This window comes from Bacillus sp. 2D03 (assembly GCF_003946765.1).
GTDB lineage: Bacteria > Bacillota > Bacilli > Bacillales > Bacillaceae_G > Bacillus_A > Bacillus_A cereus.
This window is the reverse complement of the sequence record NZ_RPSJ01000002.1, coordinates 320,430-335,959: the sequence shown is the minus strand read 5'-3', so window position 1 is coordinate 335,959 and position 15,530 is coordinate 320,430. Positions and strand designations below refer to the sequence as shown.

The following is a 15,530-nucleotide window of genomic DNA, read 5'->3' as shown; positions in this document are numbered from 1 at the left end:
GAGAGGGCTAGGAAAGGAGGAGTATATTGTGAGGCACTGCGACGTTTTAATTATAGGTGGTGGAATAATAGGGTGTTCTATCGCTTATTACACTTCAAAATACGGAAGAGACGTAACAATCATTGAAAAAGAGGAATTTGTCAGCGGGACGTCTTCACGGTGTGATGGGAATATTTTGGCCATTGATAAAGACCCGGGATTTGATAGTCAAATGTCTTTAGTAAGTCAAAAATTAGTAACTGATTTAAGTGAAGAATTAGAGCATTCATTTGAATATAGGGCACCAGGAAGTATTCTCGTATGTGAGTCAGACGAAGAGATGGAAGCTGCGCAGCAATGGGTAAATCGGCAAAAAGAAGCTGGATTACCGTTTCGAATGCTTGATAGGCAAGATATAAGGGAAGAGTCGCCTTTTTTTGCTGATGATTTATTAGGCGGTTTAGAATGTGCGACGGATTCAACTGTGAATCCATATCTCCTTGCTTTCTCGCTTCTGTCAGAGGCACAAAAGTTTGGCGCAAAAGCTTTTAAGCAGACGGAAGTAAAGAGTATGGAAATAGAGACGGATGGTTCATTTGTTGTAGAAACTACGAATGGAACTTTTACAGCACAACAAGTTGTAAATGCAGCCGGTGTGTGGGCTCCTAAGATTGGTCAGATGTTAAATATAAATATACCAATTGAACCGAGAAAAGGGCATATTATTGTAGCTTCAAGGCAACAACACGTAGGATGCCGTAAAGTAATGGAATTCGGTTATTTAATTTCTAAATTTGGCGGAAAACGAAAAGTGGATGCTTTAACTGAAAAATACGGGGTTGCGCTCGTATTTGAGCCTACTGAAAGTCAAAATTTCTTAATTGGTAGTAGTCGTGAATTTGTAGGATTTCATACGAGGATAAATAATGAAGTCATTAAATGTATCGCAAATAGAGCAATTCGCTTTTATCCGAAAATGGCAGATATGATGGTAATTCGTTCTTACGCTGGTTTACGTCCGTGGACAGAAGATCATTTACCGATTATTTCACGAGTGGAACATATTCCGAATTATTTCATTGCCGCTGGACATGAAGGTGATGGGATTAGTCTTGCAGCAGTTACTGGAAAAGTAATTGAAGAGTTATTAAATGAAAAAGAGACAATTATTCCTATTGAACCACTTCGTTTGAGTCGTTTTACAGAAAGGGTGTTAAACGGATGAGGTCACAAAGAGTCTTTACGACGATTGATACACACACAGGTGGGAATCCAACGAGGACATTAATTAGTGGACTTCCAAAGTTGATTGGAGAGACGATAGCAGAGAAGATGTTACATATGAAAAAGGAGTATGATTGGATTCGAAAATTGTTAATGAATGAACCGCGTGGTCATGATGTAATGTCAGGAGCATTATTAACAGACCCGTGTCATCCTGAGGCTGATATAGGTGTTATATACATAGAGACAGGTGGATATTTACCGATGTGTGGTCACGATACAATCGGTGTATGTACAGCGTTAGTTGAATCAGGTTTAATTCCGGTAGTTGAACCGATTACTTCTTTAAAACTAGATACACCGGCTGGCTTAGTTGAAGTAGATATTGCTGTTCAAGATGGAAAAGCAAAAGAAGTATCTTTCTGTAACATACCAGCTTTTTTATTGAAAAATATTACTGTACAAGTGAAAGACATTGGAACTATAGAGGCTGATATTGCCTATGGAGGGAATTTTTATGCCATTATTGATGCGAAATCAGTAGGTCTAGAATTAGTACCAGAAAATGCATCTACAATCATCGATAAGGCGATTCATATAAGGAACACAATTAATGAGAAGTTTGAAATCACTCATCCAGAGTATTCGTTTATAAGAGGATTAACACATGTTGAATTTTATACAGATCCTACTCATGAATGTGCGCATGTGAAAAATACAGTTGTTGTACCACCAGGCGGAATAGATCGATCTCCATGCGGTACAGGAACATCTGCGAAGCTAGCTGTATTATACGCTCAGAAAGAAATCGAGATTGGTGAAGAGTTCATTCATGAGAGTATCGTTGGTTCTTTATTTAAAGGATATGTCATGAATACGACACATGTTGAAAATATTGAAGCTGTCATAACGAAAATTACGGGATCAGCTTGGCTTATGGGTATGCATAGATTTTTTTACAATGAAATGGATCCACTTAAAGAAGGATTTTTGCTAATTCCGCCGATGGAACATGAAACGGAGGATATAAAATGAACATTCAAAAAATGTATACAGCAGTAGACGTACATGTAAATGGCGAGGCATTTCGTGTAATGAAAGACGTACCATGCAAATACTACTACAGTTTGGAGCAATTAAATGAACAATTTTCAGGTGAATTAGCAGAAGAGATGAAGCTTTTATTAAATGAACCACGTGGTTTTATCGGTTTGAATGGGTGTATTGTCGTTCCATCTATCTATAATGAAGTGGATGCAGCTGTATTATTTTTTAATCATGAAGGTTCGGTTCCGCTTCATTATGGAGGCATTGTTGCAGTAATAACGATGTTACTCGAAAGTAGGTATTTAAAAAAGAGAGAGTCCAATCAATACAAAATTGAAACGTTATGTGGAATATTTTTAGTTCATGCGTATGTAGAGAATGATGAAGTTATATCGGTTTCGTTTGAAAGCAAACTATGCTATATGATTGAGAAAAATTTACAGGTTGGTAATGTAAGTTATTCTCTTATACAAGCAGATAAAGTATATGCAGTTGTAGAAAAAGGTGCGTATTCGCCAGAAATTCGCATGGAAAACATTTCTGAATTGAAAAGATGGGGAGAAGCTACACTGCAGGCTATACAAAAACAGTCGCTAATAAAAAGGCTTATTTTAGTAGATCCTTCGCAAAAAGAAAAGAACCATATAAAATCGATTACATTTCATGAAGATAACTTTATCGTACGTTCGCCAGGTTTTGTTTCTACTATTGTATCCTATGTTCATGCGTTATTTAAAAATGATTATATGGCGGATAAACCTTTTAAAAATGAAAGTATATTTAATAGTTTTATAACTGTGGAAAAAGTGAAGAAGGAGGAACTAGGATACATTTTCCGTTTTGAAAGTAGAGGATTTATTACAGGGATGCAGACGTTTCTATTAGACCCTACGGATCCATTTCCGGCAGGTTTCTTATTAAAATAAAATGTGATAAGGAGAGATAAATATGCAAAAAATTAAAGGGGCATTCCCAGTATTAATAACACCGATGGATGAATTTCAGGAAATTAATTGGGATGGGGTAAAGCAAAATGTAAATTACTTTATCGAACAAAACGTTGCAGGTATCATCATTAATGGAAGTACAGGAGAGTTTGTAAGTTTATTAAAAGAAGAGCGATTTAAAATGGTAGAAACCGTTTTGAAAGAAATTGATGGCCGTATTCCAGTTATTGTTGGAACTGCTGCGGAAACGACGAAAGAAACAATTGAATATACGAAGCATGCAGAAGCACACGGAGCGGATTGTGCATTAATTATAAACTCTTACTATTGTAAACCGAAGGAAGAGGAGATTTATTTTCATTTTAAAGAAATCTCAAACTCTGTAAATATACCAATTATGTTATACAATAATCCATTTACTTCTGGTGTTGATATGAGTACAGAGCTAATGCTCCGTATTGGAAAAGAGTGTGAAAATGTTACACATATTAAAGAATCTAGCGGAGATATTCGAAAAGCGAGAGATTTAGTAAGACAAAGTGAAGGGGCTTTCCAAGTCTTCTGTGGTTCTGAAGATTTAGTTATGGAATCATATTTAGTTGGTGCCTCGGGATGGGTTTCAGTAGCAGGAAATATCGTTCCCGGTCTCGTTACAAAAATGTATGAGCATTTTCAAAATGGTGAATTAGAAAAGGCGTGGGAAATAAACGATGCTATTTTACCACTTTGCGAGTTTCTTGAAGGATCAGGGAAATATGTTCAAATCGTTAAACGTTCTATGGAATTACATGGGCAAGCGGGAGGACCTTCTCGCTATCCAAGACTAGGGTTAACTGTAGAAGAAGATCAAAAGCTTCAAACGATTTTATCAAATATTGCAGCTCATGCAGCTGTTTAAATAAGGAGGACATAATGTTAAAGACAAATATTGAGCTGAAACCAAAAGTGGAAGCGTTTTTAAATGAAGAAATTAAAATGTTTATTAATGGCGAATTTGTTTCTGCTATTGGCGGAAAGACGTTTGAAACGTACAATCCAGCAACAGAAGATGTTCTAGCTGTCGTATGTGAAGCGCAAGAAGAGGATATTGATGCTGCAGTAAAAGCGGCAAGATCTGCATTTGAATCTGGCCCGTGGGCAGAAATGACTACTGCTGAAAGAGCGCATCTTATTTATAAATTAGCAGATTTAATTGAAGAACATAGAGAAGAATTAGCGCAACTAGAAGCTTTAGATAATGGAAAGCCATACCAAGTAGCACTTGATGATGATATTTCAGCGACTGTAGAAAATTATCGTTATTACGCAGGATGGACTACAAAAATTATTGGGCAAACAATCCCGATTTCAAAAGATTACTTAAATTATACGAGACATGAACCTGTTGGTGTTGTAGGACAAATTATTCCGTGGAATTTTCCGCTTGTTATGTCTTCTTGGAAAATGGGAGCTGCACTGGCGACAGGTTGTACGATTGTATTAAAGCCAGCAGAGCAAACGCCTTTATCTTTACTATATGCAGCGAAACTCTTTAAAGAGGCTGGATTTCCAAACGGTGTTGTAAACTTTGTACCAGGCTTTGGTCCTGAAGCAGGGGCTGCAATTGTAAATCATCACGACATTGATAAAGTTGCTTTTACAGGATCTACTGTTACAGGAAAGTACATTATGCGTCAGTCTGCAGAAATGATTAAGCATGTAACGTTAGAGCTTGGCGGAAAATCACCAAATATCATTTTAGAAGATGCGGACTTGGAAGAAGCGATTAATGGTGCATTCCAAGGTATTATGTATAATCACGGTCAAAATTGTAGCGCAGGATCACGTGTGTTTGTTCATCGTAAACATTATGAAACTGTAGTAGATGCACTTGTGAAAATGGCGAACAACGTAAAACTTGGAGCAGGTATGGAGAAAGAAACGGAAATGGGTCCACTCGTATCTAAGAAACAACAAGAGCGTGTGTTAAATTACATTGAGCAAGGGAAGAAAGAAGGCGCTACAGTTGCGGCTGGTGGTGAACGTGCACTTGAAAAGGGTTATTTCGTTAAGCCAACTGTATTCACAGACGTTACAGACGATATGACAATCGTTAAGGAAGAAATATTTGGACCAGTTGTTGTTGTTCTGCCATTTGATTCGACAGAAGAAGTAATTGAACGAGCGAACAACTCATCCTATGGCCTTGCTGCGGGTGTATGGACGCAAAATATCAAAACGGGTCATCAAGTGGCAAATAAATTAAAAGCAGGAACAGTATGGATTAATGATTATAACTTAGAAAATGCAGCTGCACCATTTGGTGGATATAAACAATCTGGTATTGGCCGCGAATTAGGTTCATATGCGCTTGATAATTATACAGAAGTGAAAAGTGTTTGGGTAAATATAAAGTAATAGGGCGTTTTACTGATAAAAATTGAGGGATGAAATAATGAAAGATGCGGACAACTAGAAAGTTTGATAATAGTTGTCCGTTTTTTTTATATACAAAATTGCTTTTCAAAAGAATGATAAGGGGGATTTGGATGGAGAATTTAGTAGAATGGTTAGTAGGGCAAGTGTGGAGTATCGGTTTAGTTGTTTTTGCATTAGGGGCAGGCGTATATTTCACGATTGCAACACGCTTTTTGCAAATCCGTTATTTTAAAGAGATGATTAAACTATTATTTGAAGGAAAGAGTTCAGAGACGGGAATATCATCTTTTCAGGCATTTTGTTTAGCCTTATCAGGAAGAGTTGGAATTGGTAATATTGCAGGGGTAGCGACAGCAATTGCTTTCGGCGGTCCTGGAGCTGTATTTTGGATGTGGGTAATGGCTTTGTTAGGGGCAGCGAGCGCGTTTGTAGAATCAACATTATCTCAAGTATACAAAAGTAAAATAGGGAATGAATATCGCGGCGGTACTCCATATTTCATTGAGAAAGGTTTGAAAATGAAATGGTTTGCAGTCATTGTAGCAGTAGTTGTAACACTTTCATATGGCGTTTTATTACCAGGTATTCAATCTAGTAGTATCGCAGTTGGATTTGAAAACTCTAATGGTATTAGCAAATATATAACTGGTATATTTTTAGTCTTGTTACTAGCAGCAATTATTTTTGGTGGTGTAAAGAGAATTGCTGGCGTTTCTCAAATGCTTGTTCCATTTATGGCAATTGGTTATGTAATTGTTACATGTATCATATTAATTGCGAATGTAACGGAGATTCCAAGTATGTTTGCTTTAATTTTCTCTAGCGCATTTGGTGTAAATGAAATGTTTGGTGGAATTGTTGGTGCAGCTATTGCATGGGGCGTAAAACGCGCTGTATTTTCAAACGTTGCTGGTGTCGGAGAAGCGACGTATAGTTCGGCGGCTGCTGAAGTATCGCATCCCGCAAAACAAGGATTAGTTCAAGCGTTTTCCGTATATATCGATACAATTGTCGTATGTACAGCGACAGCTCTTATGATTTTAATAACAGGTATGTACAATGTTATACCTGAAGGGAAAACCACCATTGTACAAAACATAGGAAATGTGGAAGCTGGTCCAATTTATACACAACAAGCAGTTGAAACTGTGATAACAGGGTTTGGTCCAATATTTATTTCAATTGCGATTTTCTTTTTTGCATTTACAACGTTACTCGCTTACTACTATATCGCTGAAACAACACTTACTTATTTAGATCGTCAACTGAAGTATGGCTGGTTAAAACCAGTTTTAAAATTTGGATTTTTAATTATGGTTTACATCGGTAGCGTTGAATCAGCGTCGCTTTTATGGAATCTTGGAGATTTAGGAATCGGTAGTATGGCATGGTTAAACTTAATCGCAATCTTACTTTTAAGTAAAACCGCATTAAAAGTGTTAAAAGATTATGAAACGCAGAAAAAAGAAGGGAAAGATCCAGTATTTAATCCTAAAAATGTGGGGATTGAAGGATTAACATTTTGGGAAGAAAGAAGTAAAGAGGTTGAAAGAAAAAGTTCTAGAGAAAAAGTTATTGTAGATGATAATTTAAAATTATAACTTAAATTAACTGAAAATTCTTAATTTAAAAGAAGGTATATTACCTCCATATTATCACATACTACAATAAGTATGGATAATATGACTGGAGGGAATAAGATGGAACATGAGCAACATAGTTCGATAAATGATATTCTACATCATTATAAAGAAGGTATAGGTAGTTTTACAAATCAAATTCCTGAAATCGCTGAGACATATAATGCGTTCACGCAAGCTTGTTTTCAAGAGGGTGCTTTAACAAAAAGAGAAAAGCAACTTATTGCATTAGGAATTAGTTTAGCAACGCAAGATGAGTATTGTACAATTTATCATACAAAAGGTTGTCTTGATCAAGGATGTTCGGATAAAGAGATTCTGGAAGCATGTGGTGTTTCAGCAGCATTTGCTGGCGGAGCTGCGATGAGTCAAGCGGTAACTTTAGTGCAAGAGTGTTTAACAGAACTGAAAAATCAAAAGCATTGAATAAAAAACCGTTTTAAACTTTATGTTTAAAACGTTTTTTATGTGAAATTAAATTTGAGTATAAAAATTATCTAGGATGGGTTCAATTTATGGTTATACAATAATGGGAGAATTTTAAATTTAGTAGGAATGAGAAATAACAACTATTTATTTAGTTTTAAGGTTTTGTAAAAAGCTTCAATTGTTTCATATAATCAATGGCTTTTGTTTTGTTTTTCTGTTTAGAAACATACATACAAATTTTTATCGTTTTCAATTTAATATTCTATATCTTCATAAATAGATTTTTCTACATCAGGAAGAACTGTGTATATACTCTTACCGATTAAAGCTTCTAATTCTTTCTTAATCGCATAAAACCCTTTCCAATGTAAAGATGTATGAGATGTTGTACCATGACGCAAACCAACAGAAATTAATCTTCTTTCCAGCGTAGTAAAGCCATCCGCATCAGCAAGAGCGTCACAAAGAGTAATTACTTTATTGTATAAATCGTAGTTACAATGTTCATTTAATATTTCAACTAACCGGCTTCTCATATGGTCAGGAACGAGACTCCATTCCGCTGCGATATCTATATGTTCATTTTTGCATGGGAATGAGTGTGTCACACAAATAACAGCGTTTCCTGTATACCCTAAATCATTCATATACATATAACCATCATAGGAATGAATGACCGATTTGGTAAAACCTTTGTATCTTCCGATATCATGCAAAAGGGCAGCGTTATATGCTATGTCAGCATCTAGCTTGTACCCTTTTTTTATAAGTTCTATAATTATGTTTTCAGTTGCATGAGCAACATGTAGTGAATGTTCAAACCAAGGGCCCGGGTTTTGTTCATATGCCCATTCGAGTAATTCTTTTGCGTATGTTCTATCTAATATATATTTCATATCGTTATCCTTTCACAAAAAATCATATCTTACTATAAATTCCTCTTATTATTTCATTATTCCTTCTTTAAAAATTGTTACAATGAAACAAAAGGGGGAAAAGTAATGCGAAATTTAGTAATTGAAGAAATTAAGAAACTAGAAAATGATATAGAAGAACTTTCGAAACTTTTGAAAATGGTTGTAAATGATGGGGCATCAATTGGTTTTTTGCCTCCACTGGAACAAAAAGATGCAACAAAGTATTGGCAAACAGTATTAGCGCCAGAAGTGATATTGTATGTGGCTAAAATAAACAACGAAGTAGCAGGGAGTATTCAATTACAGTTAGTTACAAAGCCTAACGGAATTCATAGAGCTGAGATTTGTAAATTAATGACTCATCCAAACTTTAGACGTAACGGTATTGGACGAGCGCTTATGCAAAAAGCAGAGGAACGAGCAAAGCAAGAAAACAGGTCTCTTTTAGTATTAGATACTAGAGAAGGAGATCCTTCCAATAAATTGTACAAATCACTAGACTACCAAGAAGTTGGAACAATACCAGGGTATGCAATTTCTCCGAATGGAAAGTTAGATGCTACGGTTATTTATTATAAAAACATTTAAGGTATAATCAAACGGGGAGAGTGCTTAATTATTAGTAAGTGAATAATAAACGACTATTTTTAACACCGTCTATATTTTTCTGGCGGTGTTAAAATAGTTAATTATAATCTAATTAACGCACTAAATGAATTTGAGAAAGTTTTTAGAGGGTTCTTTTAGTAATGATTCTCGTCTTATAATAAATGTAGAGAAGATGACTAGCCAACTATAGTTATTTTCGCTTTATTATGGGAAGGGGATGAAAGAATGAAAAAGAATAGTTTACAAAAGATGAAGAAAGTTATTTTAAGTGGTGGCGTATTACTTACGGGATTATTAACATTTGGATTTTCAGAAAAGGCTTCAGCTCATGGATATGTAGAATCACCAGCGAGCCGATCTTATTTATGTAAGCAAGGGGTAAATGTAAATTGTGGACCGATTCAATATGAACCTCAAAGCGTAGAAGGAATAGGTGGATTTCCGCAACTAGGACCTTCTGATGGACAAATTGCAGGGGCTGGTCATTTTCCCGCTTTAGATGTTCAAACTGTAGATAGGTGGAAGAAAGTTACGTTAAATGGCGGGACGAATACATTCAAGTGGAAACTAACGGCTCCTCATAGTACGAAAGAGTGGAAATACTATATTACGAAAAAAGGTTGGAATCCCAATAAACCTTTGACGCGATCAGATTTAGATTTAGTGCCATTCTATGTGGAAAATGACGGTGGAGCTAGACCAGGAACAACAGTAACGCACGAAGCGAATGTACCAACTGACCGTAGTGGATACCATCTTATTTTAGCTGTTTGGGAAATTGCAGACACTGGAAATGCGTTTTATCAAGTTATAGATGTAAACCTTTTGAATAATGGCTTATCCTCAAATTTCGCTTTTAACAATGTAGTGCAAGCTCCTACACTATTTTAATTGAAACATACATTTCGATCATCTAATTCATTTTAGATGATTTTTTTTATGAAAATGATGAAAAATATAGAAGAAAGTGCAATTATTTATAAAAAAATATGCTTTAAATATTGTCATATTTGCTTCTTTAAGATATCCTTTTCATGAAGAGGTGGAAAACATGGAAAAAGTACTAGTTTTCGGGCATAAAAACCCAGATACAGATGCAATTTGTTCTGCAATTGCTTATGCAGAATTGAAAAAAGAATTAGGAATGAATGCTGAGCCTGTACGTTTAGGCGAAATCAGCGGTGAAACTCAATTTGCGTTAGACTATTTTAAAGTAGAAGGACCGCGTTTTGTTGAGACAGTAGCAAGCGAAGTGGACAACGTTATTTTAGTTGACCATAACGAGCGTCAACAAAGTGCTAACGATATCGAATCAGTTCGTGTGTTAGAAGTTATTGACCATCACCGTATTGCTAACTTTGAAACAAGCGATCCTATATACTATCGTTGTGAGCCAGTTGGCTGTACAGCTACAATCTTAAACAAAATGTACAAAGAAAATGGCGTAACAATTCGTAAAGAAATTGCAGGTTTAATGTTATCTGCAATCATTTCAGATTCTTTACTATTCAAATCTCCAACTTGCACAGAACAAGACGTAGCAGCTGCTCGTGAATTAGCGGAAATCGCTGGTGTAGATGCAGATAACTACGGCTTAGAAATGTTAAAAGCTGGTGCTGACTTAAGCGGAAAAACAATGGAGCAATTAATCTCTCTTGATGCTAAAGAATTCCAAATGGGTAATGCGAAAGTTGAAATCGCACAAGTAAACGCTGTTGATACAAACGACGTTCTTGTACACCAAGCGGAACTTGAAAAAGTAATTTCTGCAGTAGTAGAAGAAAAAGGTTTAGACCTATTCTTATTCGTTGTAACTGATATCTTAACTAACGATTCTGTCGGTCTTGCGATCGGTAAAGCAGCAAACGTTGTTGAGAAAGCATACAACGTATCACTAGAAAACAATACAGCTACTTTAAAAGGTGTTGTATCTCGTAAAAAACAAATCGTACCAGTATTAACAGAAGCATTCCAAGCTTAATCGTATTGCGTACAGATGAACAGTAAGGACAAGTAGTCAGATTGGCTACTTGTCCTTTTTTATTTATAATAAGCAGAAATTTTTAATTTTTAAACAGTCGCATTGTGTATGCTTAATGATATGGAAGTATTGAAAAGTAAATTACAGGGGCTTTTTGAAAAAATATTGAATCTGTTTCAAAATTAGAGAGCTGGATTTCGGAGGAACTGCGTTTAACTTTTTAGAAGAAAGGATATAAAGTTTTGATTAACGAATTAAAATAAGGATAGCGTTAGCTATCCTTATAATCGTTTATTCGTAAGATTTTTTCTTGTTTATATAAAATGTGATTATCGTAGTAATGAAGAAAATAGGTATCGCATACACTTGCCCAACAAATAACTTCCAGCCGACATAATTATAGCCTTCAGATGCTGGGATGATAACGGAAATAACGCAAACGATAAAATAGACTAATAGTGCAGGGATAATATTTTTCATTTTTATGAACCTCCTTTATTGCTTTATTAATACATGATAGTATTATAATTTACTTTCATTATTTTGAAGAAAAAATGAAAAAATTTTATGGTATTATAATATTTGCAATGAGAGTAATCTATAGTACGTATATGGTAAAATGTGTAATTTTAACTTTCAGAATTATTATATAGTATTTCGAGAGAAAAATGTACAAAATAACGAATTTTATTTACCAAAGTAAAGGGAGTAGAAATATATATGAAAAGGCTATGTATAATTCCATGTGGAAAAAAGAAAATTTGGGATAAACATTCAGACTACGGACCGATGGAAGCAAAAGATGTATATATTAGTCCGTTCGGAAAAGCATGTCAGGCGTACGCAACTATGTTTTTCGAAAACTGGGTTATATTATCAGCGAAACATGGATTTTTAAGACCAAGTGATATTGTATTAGAAAACTATGATCTTGCATTTGATTCAAAAAGCGATGAGGTAATAAGTATAGAGCAATTACAAAAACAGATGGTAGATAAAAGTTTATTACAGTTTGACGAAATCGTCTTATTAGCAGGGAAGAAGCATAAAAAAGTAGTGACAAAGCTATATCCAGAAGAAATGATTACATATCCGCTAGAGGGGTGTAAAGGGATTGGGTATATGTTGCAGAGGTTGAAAGAAGCTGTGAAGGAAGGGGAGGAAATATAGGTGTAGTTTCAGTGATTTTAAACTCTATTTATTTAGGGAGCTGAAAAGTAAAATAGAGTTTTTAGGCATCGCCGAAAGGGTGATGCTTTTTTGTTCGTGTCGTCATTCATGTAAAAGTAATTTAGAGAATAAATCATTCGATTTATGAAGCGATAGCTTTTTTATATCGAAAACAAATTGCGTCACTTTTAGAAAATGTAGGACGTATGGGCACAGTTAAGATTGTAAGTGGGAATAGCAATAAGACAAGTTTTGAATAAGATATTAAGAAAGGAGATGTTGATGAATAATGGCTAGATATAGTTTGCACGGAGGACACAATAGTATTGTTCAAGGTGCTAATTTCGGGAATCGGAAAGAACACGTTCTAGATAGGCAAGTTAAAGATGCCGTGGCGGCTAAGTTAAGAGCCCTAGGACACACGGTTTATGACGATACGGACGAGGTAGGGGCAACTCAATCACAAAATTTAAATAATATCATTCGGAATAGCAATTCCCATGCTGTGGATTTAGTTATTTCTTTTCATCTTAATGCAAGTGATGGAAATGGACAGGGTGTTGAGGTTTTATATTATGATCAGAAAGATTTGGCGGCTAAAATCTCAGCTCAACTAGCAAAAGATATTGGATGGCGTGATCGAGGTGCGAAACAACGTACAGATTTAGCAGTATTAAATGGAACGAAGGCACCGGCTATTCTTATTGAATTAGGATTTATTGATAATGAATCCGACATGGCAAAATGGAATGTTGATAAAATCGCTAATTCTATTGTATTTGCTCTTACAGGACAAACTGGAGGAGGTGAAGCGAATTTGCTCAAAGTAAAAACTGGTGGTGTAGCATTTAGTAATTTACAAGCTTTGGCTCAAGCTATGGTTGATGCGGGTATTGATGGACAAATTGTCGTTCAAAAAGATGGCATTGGTTATGCTATAACGAATGGCTATCCGTCCGGGAATATCGATAAATTTACAGCTTGGTTAGATGCACGTAAATGGTACTATGAGTACGTGAGATAAAACGAAAATTGGTTTGATTAAAAACTAAAAATTGTCTTATTTTTAGTTAACAAGTATATTAAGTAACTATAAAAATATGGACAATTTATATGTAAATTAGTACACAAAACCACCTGTCAGAAAGGTGGTTTTATTTATCAAGCTATTTGCGGGAAGTAAAATTCTTACCTCAAAATTCGGATGAAGCTAAGAAATTAGGTGGGAATTACACTGCTCGTAGCCTCCTACTAATTATCGTTTCACTTTATATAGTTTAGAGTTTTGTAAATCTTTACTTATTAAACCCGTAATAATATTTTGTTTTCTCAATACATAAGCCGAATTTTAAATTATTACCCAATAATATAATACCTCTCATACTATTTATTAGTTGATAATAACAAAAAAACAAGCTTTGAATATAATAATGAAAAAGGAGATGTTAAATAATGGGTTATATTGTAGATATTTCGAAATGGAATGGCGACATTAACTGGGATATCGCAGCACCACAATTAGATTTCGTAATTGCACGTGTGCAAGATGGTTCAAACTATGTAGATCCTTTATATAAAAATTATGTACAAGCAATGAAAGCAAGGAATATTCCGTTTGGTAATTATGCGTTCTGTCGTTTCGTTTCAGTAGAGGATGCACGGATAGAAGCAAGAGACTTTTGGAACCGTGGTGATAAAAATGCAACAGTTTGGGTAGTTGACGTAGAAGTAAGAACAATGAACGATATGAGAGCGGGTGCACAAGCTTTTATTGATGAATTACGCAGATTAGGAGCTAAGAAAGTCGGTTTATATATTGCTCATCATATGTATGCTCCATTTGGAATGGCAAATGTCAATTGTGATTTTGTATGGATTCCTCGTTATGGTGGTAACAAACCGGCCTATCCATGTGATATTTGGCAATACACAGAGACAGGCAATGTGGCTGGTATCGGCAAGTGTGATTTAAATAAGCTGATTGGAAATAAGCCGTTAGCTTGGTTTACAAATCAAATTGTTGAGCCGATAAAAAAACAAGAAGGGGTTGGAATTATAGTGAATAAATATAACAAAGTAGTTACTTATGAATTTGGTGTAAATTTAATTTCTGACATGATTCAAATGATGGATAAGCTTGGATATATTTCTAAAATAATATCTCGTGGAGATAACCAAGGGCTTGTGTATTTCGAAACAGATTATCGTCAAGGGAACGAACTGGACAAAGCAACTGCTTGGTTAGATATGAAAGGAATTAAATATTTTTATACAAAAGAGTAGTTTGCTAAATAAAAATAAGAGCCGTCATGTGACGGTTTTTATTTTTATTTAATCTTTTAACTCTACTTATAATATGGAGAAAATAGACTAATAAACAAGCCTTTGTATACTTTCAAACATAGAATATGATGAATTCTATCAAGGAGGAAGCATATTTATGAGAAATACTTGTCATTGTGGACATTTTCAAGATTGTAATAAATTTTGGGATGATTTAATGTTTGGGAGATGTAAGCGCAATGATTTTCACGAGTGTTGTTGCAAAGAGAAACCGAAGTGTGAGTGTGAAAAATGTCATTGTAAAACAAAAGCGAAATGCCATTGTAGGCATGAAGAGGAAGGGTATTAATAATAAAAAAGAGTACGATGCGTACTCTTTTTTGGGGTGATTATATTCCATTTTGAACAGATTTCTTTACAATTACCCATGTGTCTTTCTTTTTAACCGTTATAGCTACATTAGTTCCATTAGATTCCTTATAAAAGATATATCCATTATTTGAGTTTACATATGTTACTGGTTCGCCTATGCAATCTCGCGAGCAGGATTTGTTGACTAGTTCAATTAAGGATAGTTCACTTGGATCGGTTTTACTGGCTTCTATAACAGCATCAAGGCTTGTTTTTCGATAACCTTGCAAGTTTATATGAAAAAGCTGCTCTATTTCTCCTGTAATGCTAGTGTTCATTACTTCTACTGAATTCTTTTTTTCTTGAAGAAAGCCGTTTTCATAAAGTAATTTTGTATAGCCAATCCATGCTATTAACACTAGCATGAAAAACATACCCGTCATTTTAAGTATTCGAAGTCGTTTGCTTATAATTGTTTCTGAGTATTTCATTCACTCTAATCCTCCAATGTTTTTAATTTAAAATATGCTTGGAT

At 35.0% G+C, this 15,530-nt stretch carries 17 protein-coding genes; 14 read left to right on the top strand and 3 right to left on the bottom strand.

Going from position 1 to position 15,530, the window contains the following annotated elements; all coding sequences use genetic code 11:
• Nucleotides 1–28: 28 nt before the first annotated feature.
• From EBQ15_RS06750 to EBQ15_RS06720, 7 genes are all read left to right on the top strand, one after another.
• Nucleotides 29–1,204, top strand: a complete 1,176-nt coding sequence (locus tag EBQ15_RS06750) for an NAD(P)/FAD-dependent oxidoreductase (RefSeq protein ID WP_001215233.1) — start codon at nucleotides 29–31, stop codon at nucleotides 1,202–1,204.
• The gene (locus EBQ15_RS06745) at nucleotides 1,201–2,238 is read left to right on the top strand and encodes a proline racemase family protein (protein ID WP_001257519.1); all 1,038 of its coding nucleotides are present in this window, start codon (nucleotides 1,201–1,203) and stop codon (nucleotides 2,236–2,238) included. The genes EBQ15_RS06750 and EBQ15_RS06745 overlap by 4 nt, the downstream gene beginning before the upstream one ends.
• Nucleotides 2,235–3,176 carry a proline racemase family protein gene (locus EBQ15_RS06740; RefSeq protein WP_001025573.1) on the top strand — a complete coding sequence of 314 codons (942 nt, stop codon included), beginning with the start codon at nucleotides 2,235–2,237 and terminating at the stop codon, nucleotides 3,174–3,176. Before EBQ15_RS06745 ends, EBQ15_RS06740 begins: the two co-directional genes overlap by 4 nt.
• Nucleotides 3,177–3,198: 22 nt before the next feature.
• Nucleotides 3,199–4,095: a 4-hydroxy-tetrahydrodipicolinate synthase gene (dapA, locus tag EBQ15_RS06735; RefSeq protein ID WP_001169457.1), complete on the top strand. Its 897-nt coding sequence runs from the start codon at nucleotides 3,199–3,201 to the stop codon at nucleotides 4,093–4,095.
• Between the two features lie 14 nt (nucleotides 4,096–4,109).
• On the top strand, nucleotides 4,110–5,594 hold the full coding sequence (locus EBQ15_RS06730) for an aldehyde dehydrogenase family protein (protein ID WP_000920976.1): 1,485 nt from the start codon (nucleotides 4,110–4,112) through the stop codon (nucleotides 5,592–5,594).
• Nucleotides 5,595–5,725: 131 nt separating this feature from the next.
• Nucleotides 5,726–7,216 (top strand): alanine/glycine:cation symporter family protein, encoded by a 1,491-nt coding sequence (locus tag EBQ15_RS06725; RefSeq protein ID WP_000429511.1) that lies wholly within the window; start codon nucleotides 5,726–5,728, stop codon nucleotides 7,214–7,216.
• Nucleotides 7,217–7,288: 72 nt separating this feature from the next.
• A complete protein-coding gene (locus EBQ15_RS06720) occupies nucleotides 7,289–7,681 on the top strand; it encodes a carboxymuconolactone decarboxylase family protein (RefSeq protein WP_001999958.1) in 393 nt (130 codons plus the stop codon).
• Nucleotides 7,682–7,938: 257 nt separating this feature from the next.
• Here EBQ15_RS06720 and EBQ15_RS06715 read toward each other — a convergent pair whose 3' ends face one another.
• A complete protein-coding gene (locus tag EBQ15_RS06715) occupies nucleotides 7,939–8,580 on the bottom strand; it encodes an HD domain-containing protein (protein WP_000874109.1) in 642 nt (213 codons plus the stop codon).
• Nucleotides 8,581–8,685: 105 nt separating this feature from the next.
• Between EBQ15_RS06715 and EBQ15_RS06710 the strand changes: the two genes are divergently transcribed.
• The 3 genes from EBQ15_RS06710 (at nucleotide 8,686) to ppaC (ending at nucleotide 11,191) form a co-directional block, all read left to right on the top strand.
• The gene (locus tag EBQ15_RS06710; RefSeq protein ID WP_001245249.1) at nucleotides 8,686–9,189 is read left to right on the top strand and encodes a GNAT family N-acetyltransferase; all 504 of its coding nucleotides are present in this window, start codon (nucleotides 8,686–8,688) and stop codon (nucleotides 9,187–9,189) included.
• Nucleotides 9,190–9,435: 246 nt separating this feature from the next.
• Nucleotides 9,436–10,101 carry a lytic polysaccharide monooxygenase gene (locus EBQ15_RS06705; RefSeq protein ID WP_000742276.1) on the top strand — a complete coding sequence of 222 codons (666 nt, stop codon included), beginning with the start codon at nucleotides 9,436–9,438 and terminating at the stop codon, nucleotides 10,099–10,101.
• A 160-nt stretch (nucleotides 10,102–10,261) separates the two neighbouring features.
• Nucleotides 10,262–11,191, top strand: coding sequence for a manganese-dependent inorganic pyrophosphatase (gene ppaC / locus EBQ15_RS06700; RefSeq protein ID WP_000416861.1), 930 nt, complete (start codon nucleotides 10,262–10,264; stop codon nucleotides 11,189–11,191).
• A gap of 291 nt (nucleotides 11,192–11,482) precedes the next feature.
• On the opposite strand, the gene EBQ15_RS06695 is transcribed toward ppaC, so the two are convergent.
• Nucleotides 11,483–11,671, bottom strand: coding sequence for a DUF4017 family protein (locus EBQ15_RS06695; protein WP_000789486.1), 189 nt, complete (start codon nucleotides 11,669–11,671; stop codon nucleotides 11,483–11,485).
• Nucleotides 11,672–11,911: 240 nt separating this feature from the next.
• On the opposite strand from EBQ15_RS06695, the gene EBQ15_RS06690 reads away from it, so the two are divergent.
• From EBQ15_RS06690 to EBQ15_RS31070, 4 genes are all read left to right on the top strand, one after another.
• Nucleotides 11,912–12,361, top strand: a complete 450-nt coding sequence (locus tag EBQ15_RS06690; RefSeq protein ID WP_000824872.1) for a DUF6884 domain-containing protein — start codon at nucleotides 11,912–11,914, stop codon at nucleotides 12,359–12,361.
• Between the two features lie 289 nt (nucleotides 12,362–12,650).
• Nucleotides 12,651–13,385: an N-acetylmuramoyl-L-alanine amidase gene (locus EBQ15_RS06685; protein ID WP_000135281.1), complete on the top strand. Its 735-nt coding sequence runs from the start codon at nucleotides 12,651–12,653 to the stop codon at nucleotides 13,383–13,385.
• Between the two features lie 428 nt (nucleotides 13,386–13,813).
• The gene (locus EBQ15_RS06680) at nucleotides 13,814–14,644 is read left to right on the top strand and encodes a GH25 family lysozyme (RefSeq protein ID WP_000540619.1); all 831 of its coding nucleotides are present in this window, start codon (nucleotides 13,814–13,816) and stop codon (nucleotides 14,642–14,644) included.
• 221 nt (nucleotides 14,645–14,865) lie between these two features.
• On the top strand, nucleotides 14,866–15,033 hold the full coding sequence (locus EBQ15_RS31070) for a hypothetical protein (protein WP_001999954.1): 168 nt from the start codon (nucleotides 14,866–14,868) through the stop codon (nucleotides 15,031–15,033).
• Here EBQ15_RS31070 and EBQ15_RS06675 read toward each other — a convergent pair whose 3' ends face one another.
• Nucleotides 15,034–15,486, bottom strand: a complete 453-nt coding sequence (locus EBQ15_RS06675) for a hypothetical protein (RefSeq protein ID WP_000877574.1) — start codon at nucleotides 15,484–15,486, stop codon at nucleotides 15,034–15,036.
• Between the last annotated feature and the right edge of the window lie 44 nt (nucleotides 15,487–15,530).

What these genes read in the sequence shown, in the direction of transcription:
- EBQ15_RS06745 (WP_001257519.1), top strand. Translation starts at nt 1,201, where the DNA reads ATGAGGTCACAAAGAGTCTTTACGACGATTGATACACACACAGGTGGG.
- EBQ15_RS06740 (WP_001025573.1), top strand. Translation starts at nt 2,235, where the DNA reads ATGAACATTCAAAAAATGTATACAGCAGTAGACGTACATGTAAATGGC.
- dapA (WP_001169457.1), top strand. Translation starts at nt 3,199, where the DNA reads ATGCAAAAAATTAAAGGGGCATTCCCAGTATTAATAACACCGATGGAT.
- EBQ15_RS06730 (WP_000920976.1), top strand. Translation starts at nt 4,110, where the DNA reads ATGTTAAAGACAAATATTGAGCTGAAACCAAAAGTGGAAGCGTTTTTA.
- EBQ15_RS06725 (WP_000429511.1), top strand. Translation starts at nt 5,726, where the DNA reads ATGGAGAATTTAGTAGAATGGTTAGTAGGGCAAGTGTGGAGTATCGGT.
- EBQ15_RS06720 (WP_001999958.1), top strand. Translation starts at nt 7,289, where the DNA reads ATGGATAATATGACTGGAGGGAATAAGATGGAACATGAGCAACATAGT.
- EBQ15_RS06715 (WP_000874109.1), bottom strand. Translation starts at nt 8,580, where the DNA reads ATGAAATATATATTAGATAGAACATACGCAAAAGAATTACTCGAATGG.
- EBQ15_RS06710 (WP_001245249.1), top strand. Translation starts at nt 8,686, where the DNA reads ATGCGAAATTTAGTAATTGAAGAAATTAAGAAACTAGAAAATGATATA.
- EBQ15_RS06705 (WP_000742276.1), top strand. Translation starts at nt 9,436, where the DNA reads ATGAAAAAGAATAGTTTACAAAAGATGAAGAAAGTTATTTTAAGTGGT.
- ppaC (WP_000416861.1), top strand. Translation starts at nt 10,262, where the DNA reads ATGGAAAAAGTACTAGTTTTCGGGCATAAAAACCCAGATACAGATGCA.
- EBQ15_RS06695 (WP_000789486.1), bottom strand. Translation starts at nt 11,671, where the DNA reads ATGAAAAATATTATCCCTGCACTATTAGTCTATTTTATCGTTTGCGTT.
- EBQ15_RS06690 (WP_000824872.1), top strand. Translation starts at nt 11,912, where the DNA reads ATGAAAAGGCTATGTATAATTCCATGTGGAAAAAAGAAAATTTGGGAT.
- EBQ15_RS06685 (WP_000135281.1), top strand. Translation starts at nt 12,651, where the DNA reads ATGGCTAGATATAGTTTGCACGGAGGACACAATAGTATTGTTCAAGGT.
- EBQ15_RS06680 (WP_000540619.1), top strand. Translation starts at nt 13,814, where the DNA reads ATGGGTTATATTGTAGATATTTCGAAATGGAATGGCGACATTAACTGG.
- EBQ15_RS06675 (WP_000877574.1), bottom strand. Translation starts at nt 15,486, where the DNA reads ATGAAATACTCAGAAACAATTATAAGCAAACGACTTCGAATACTTAAA.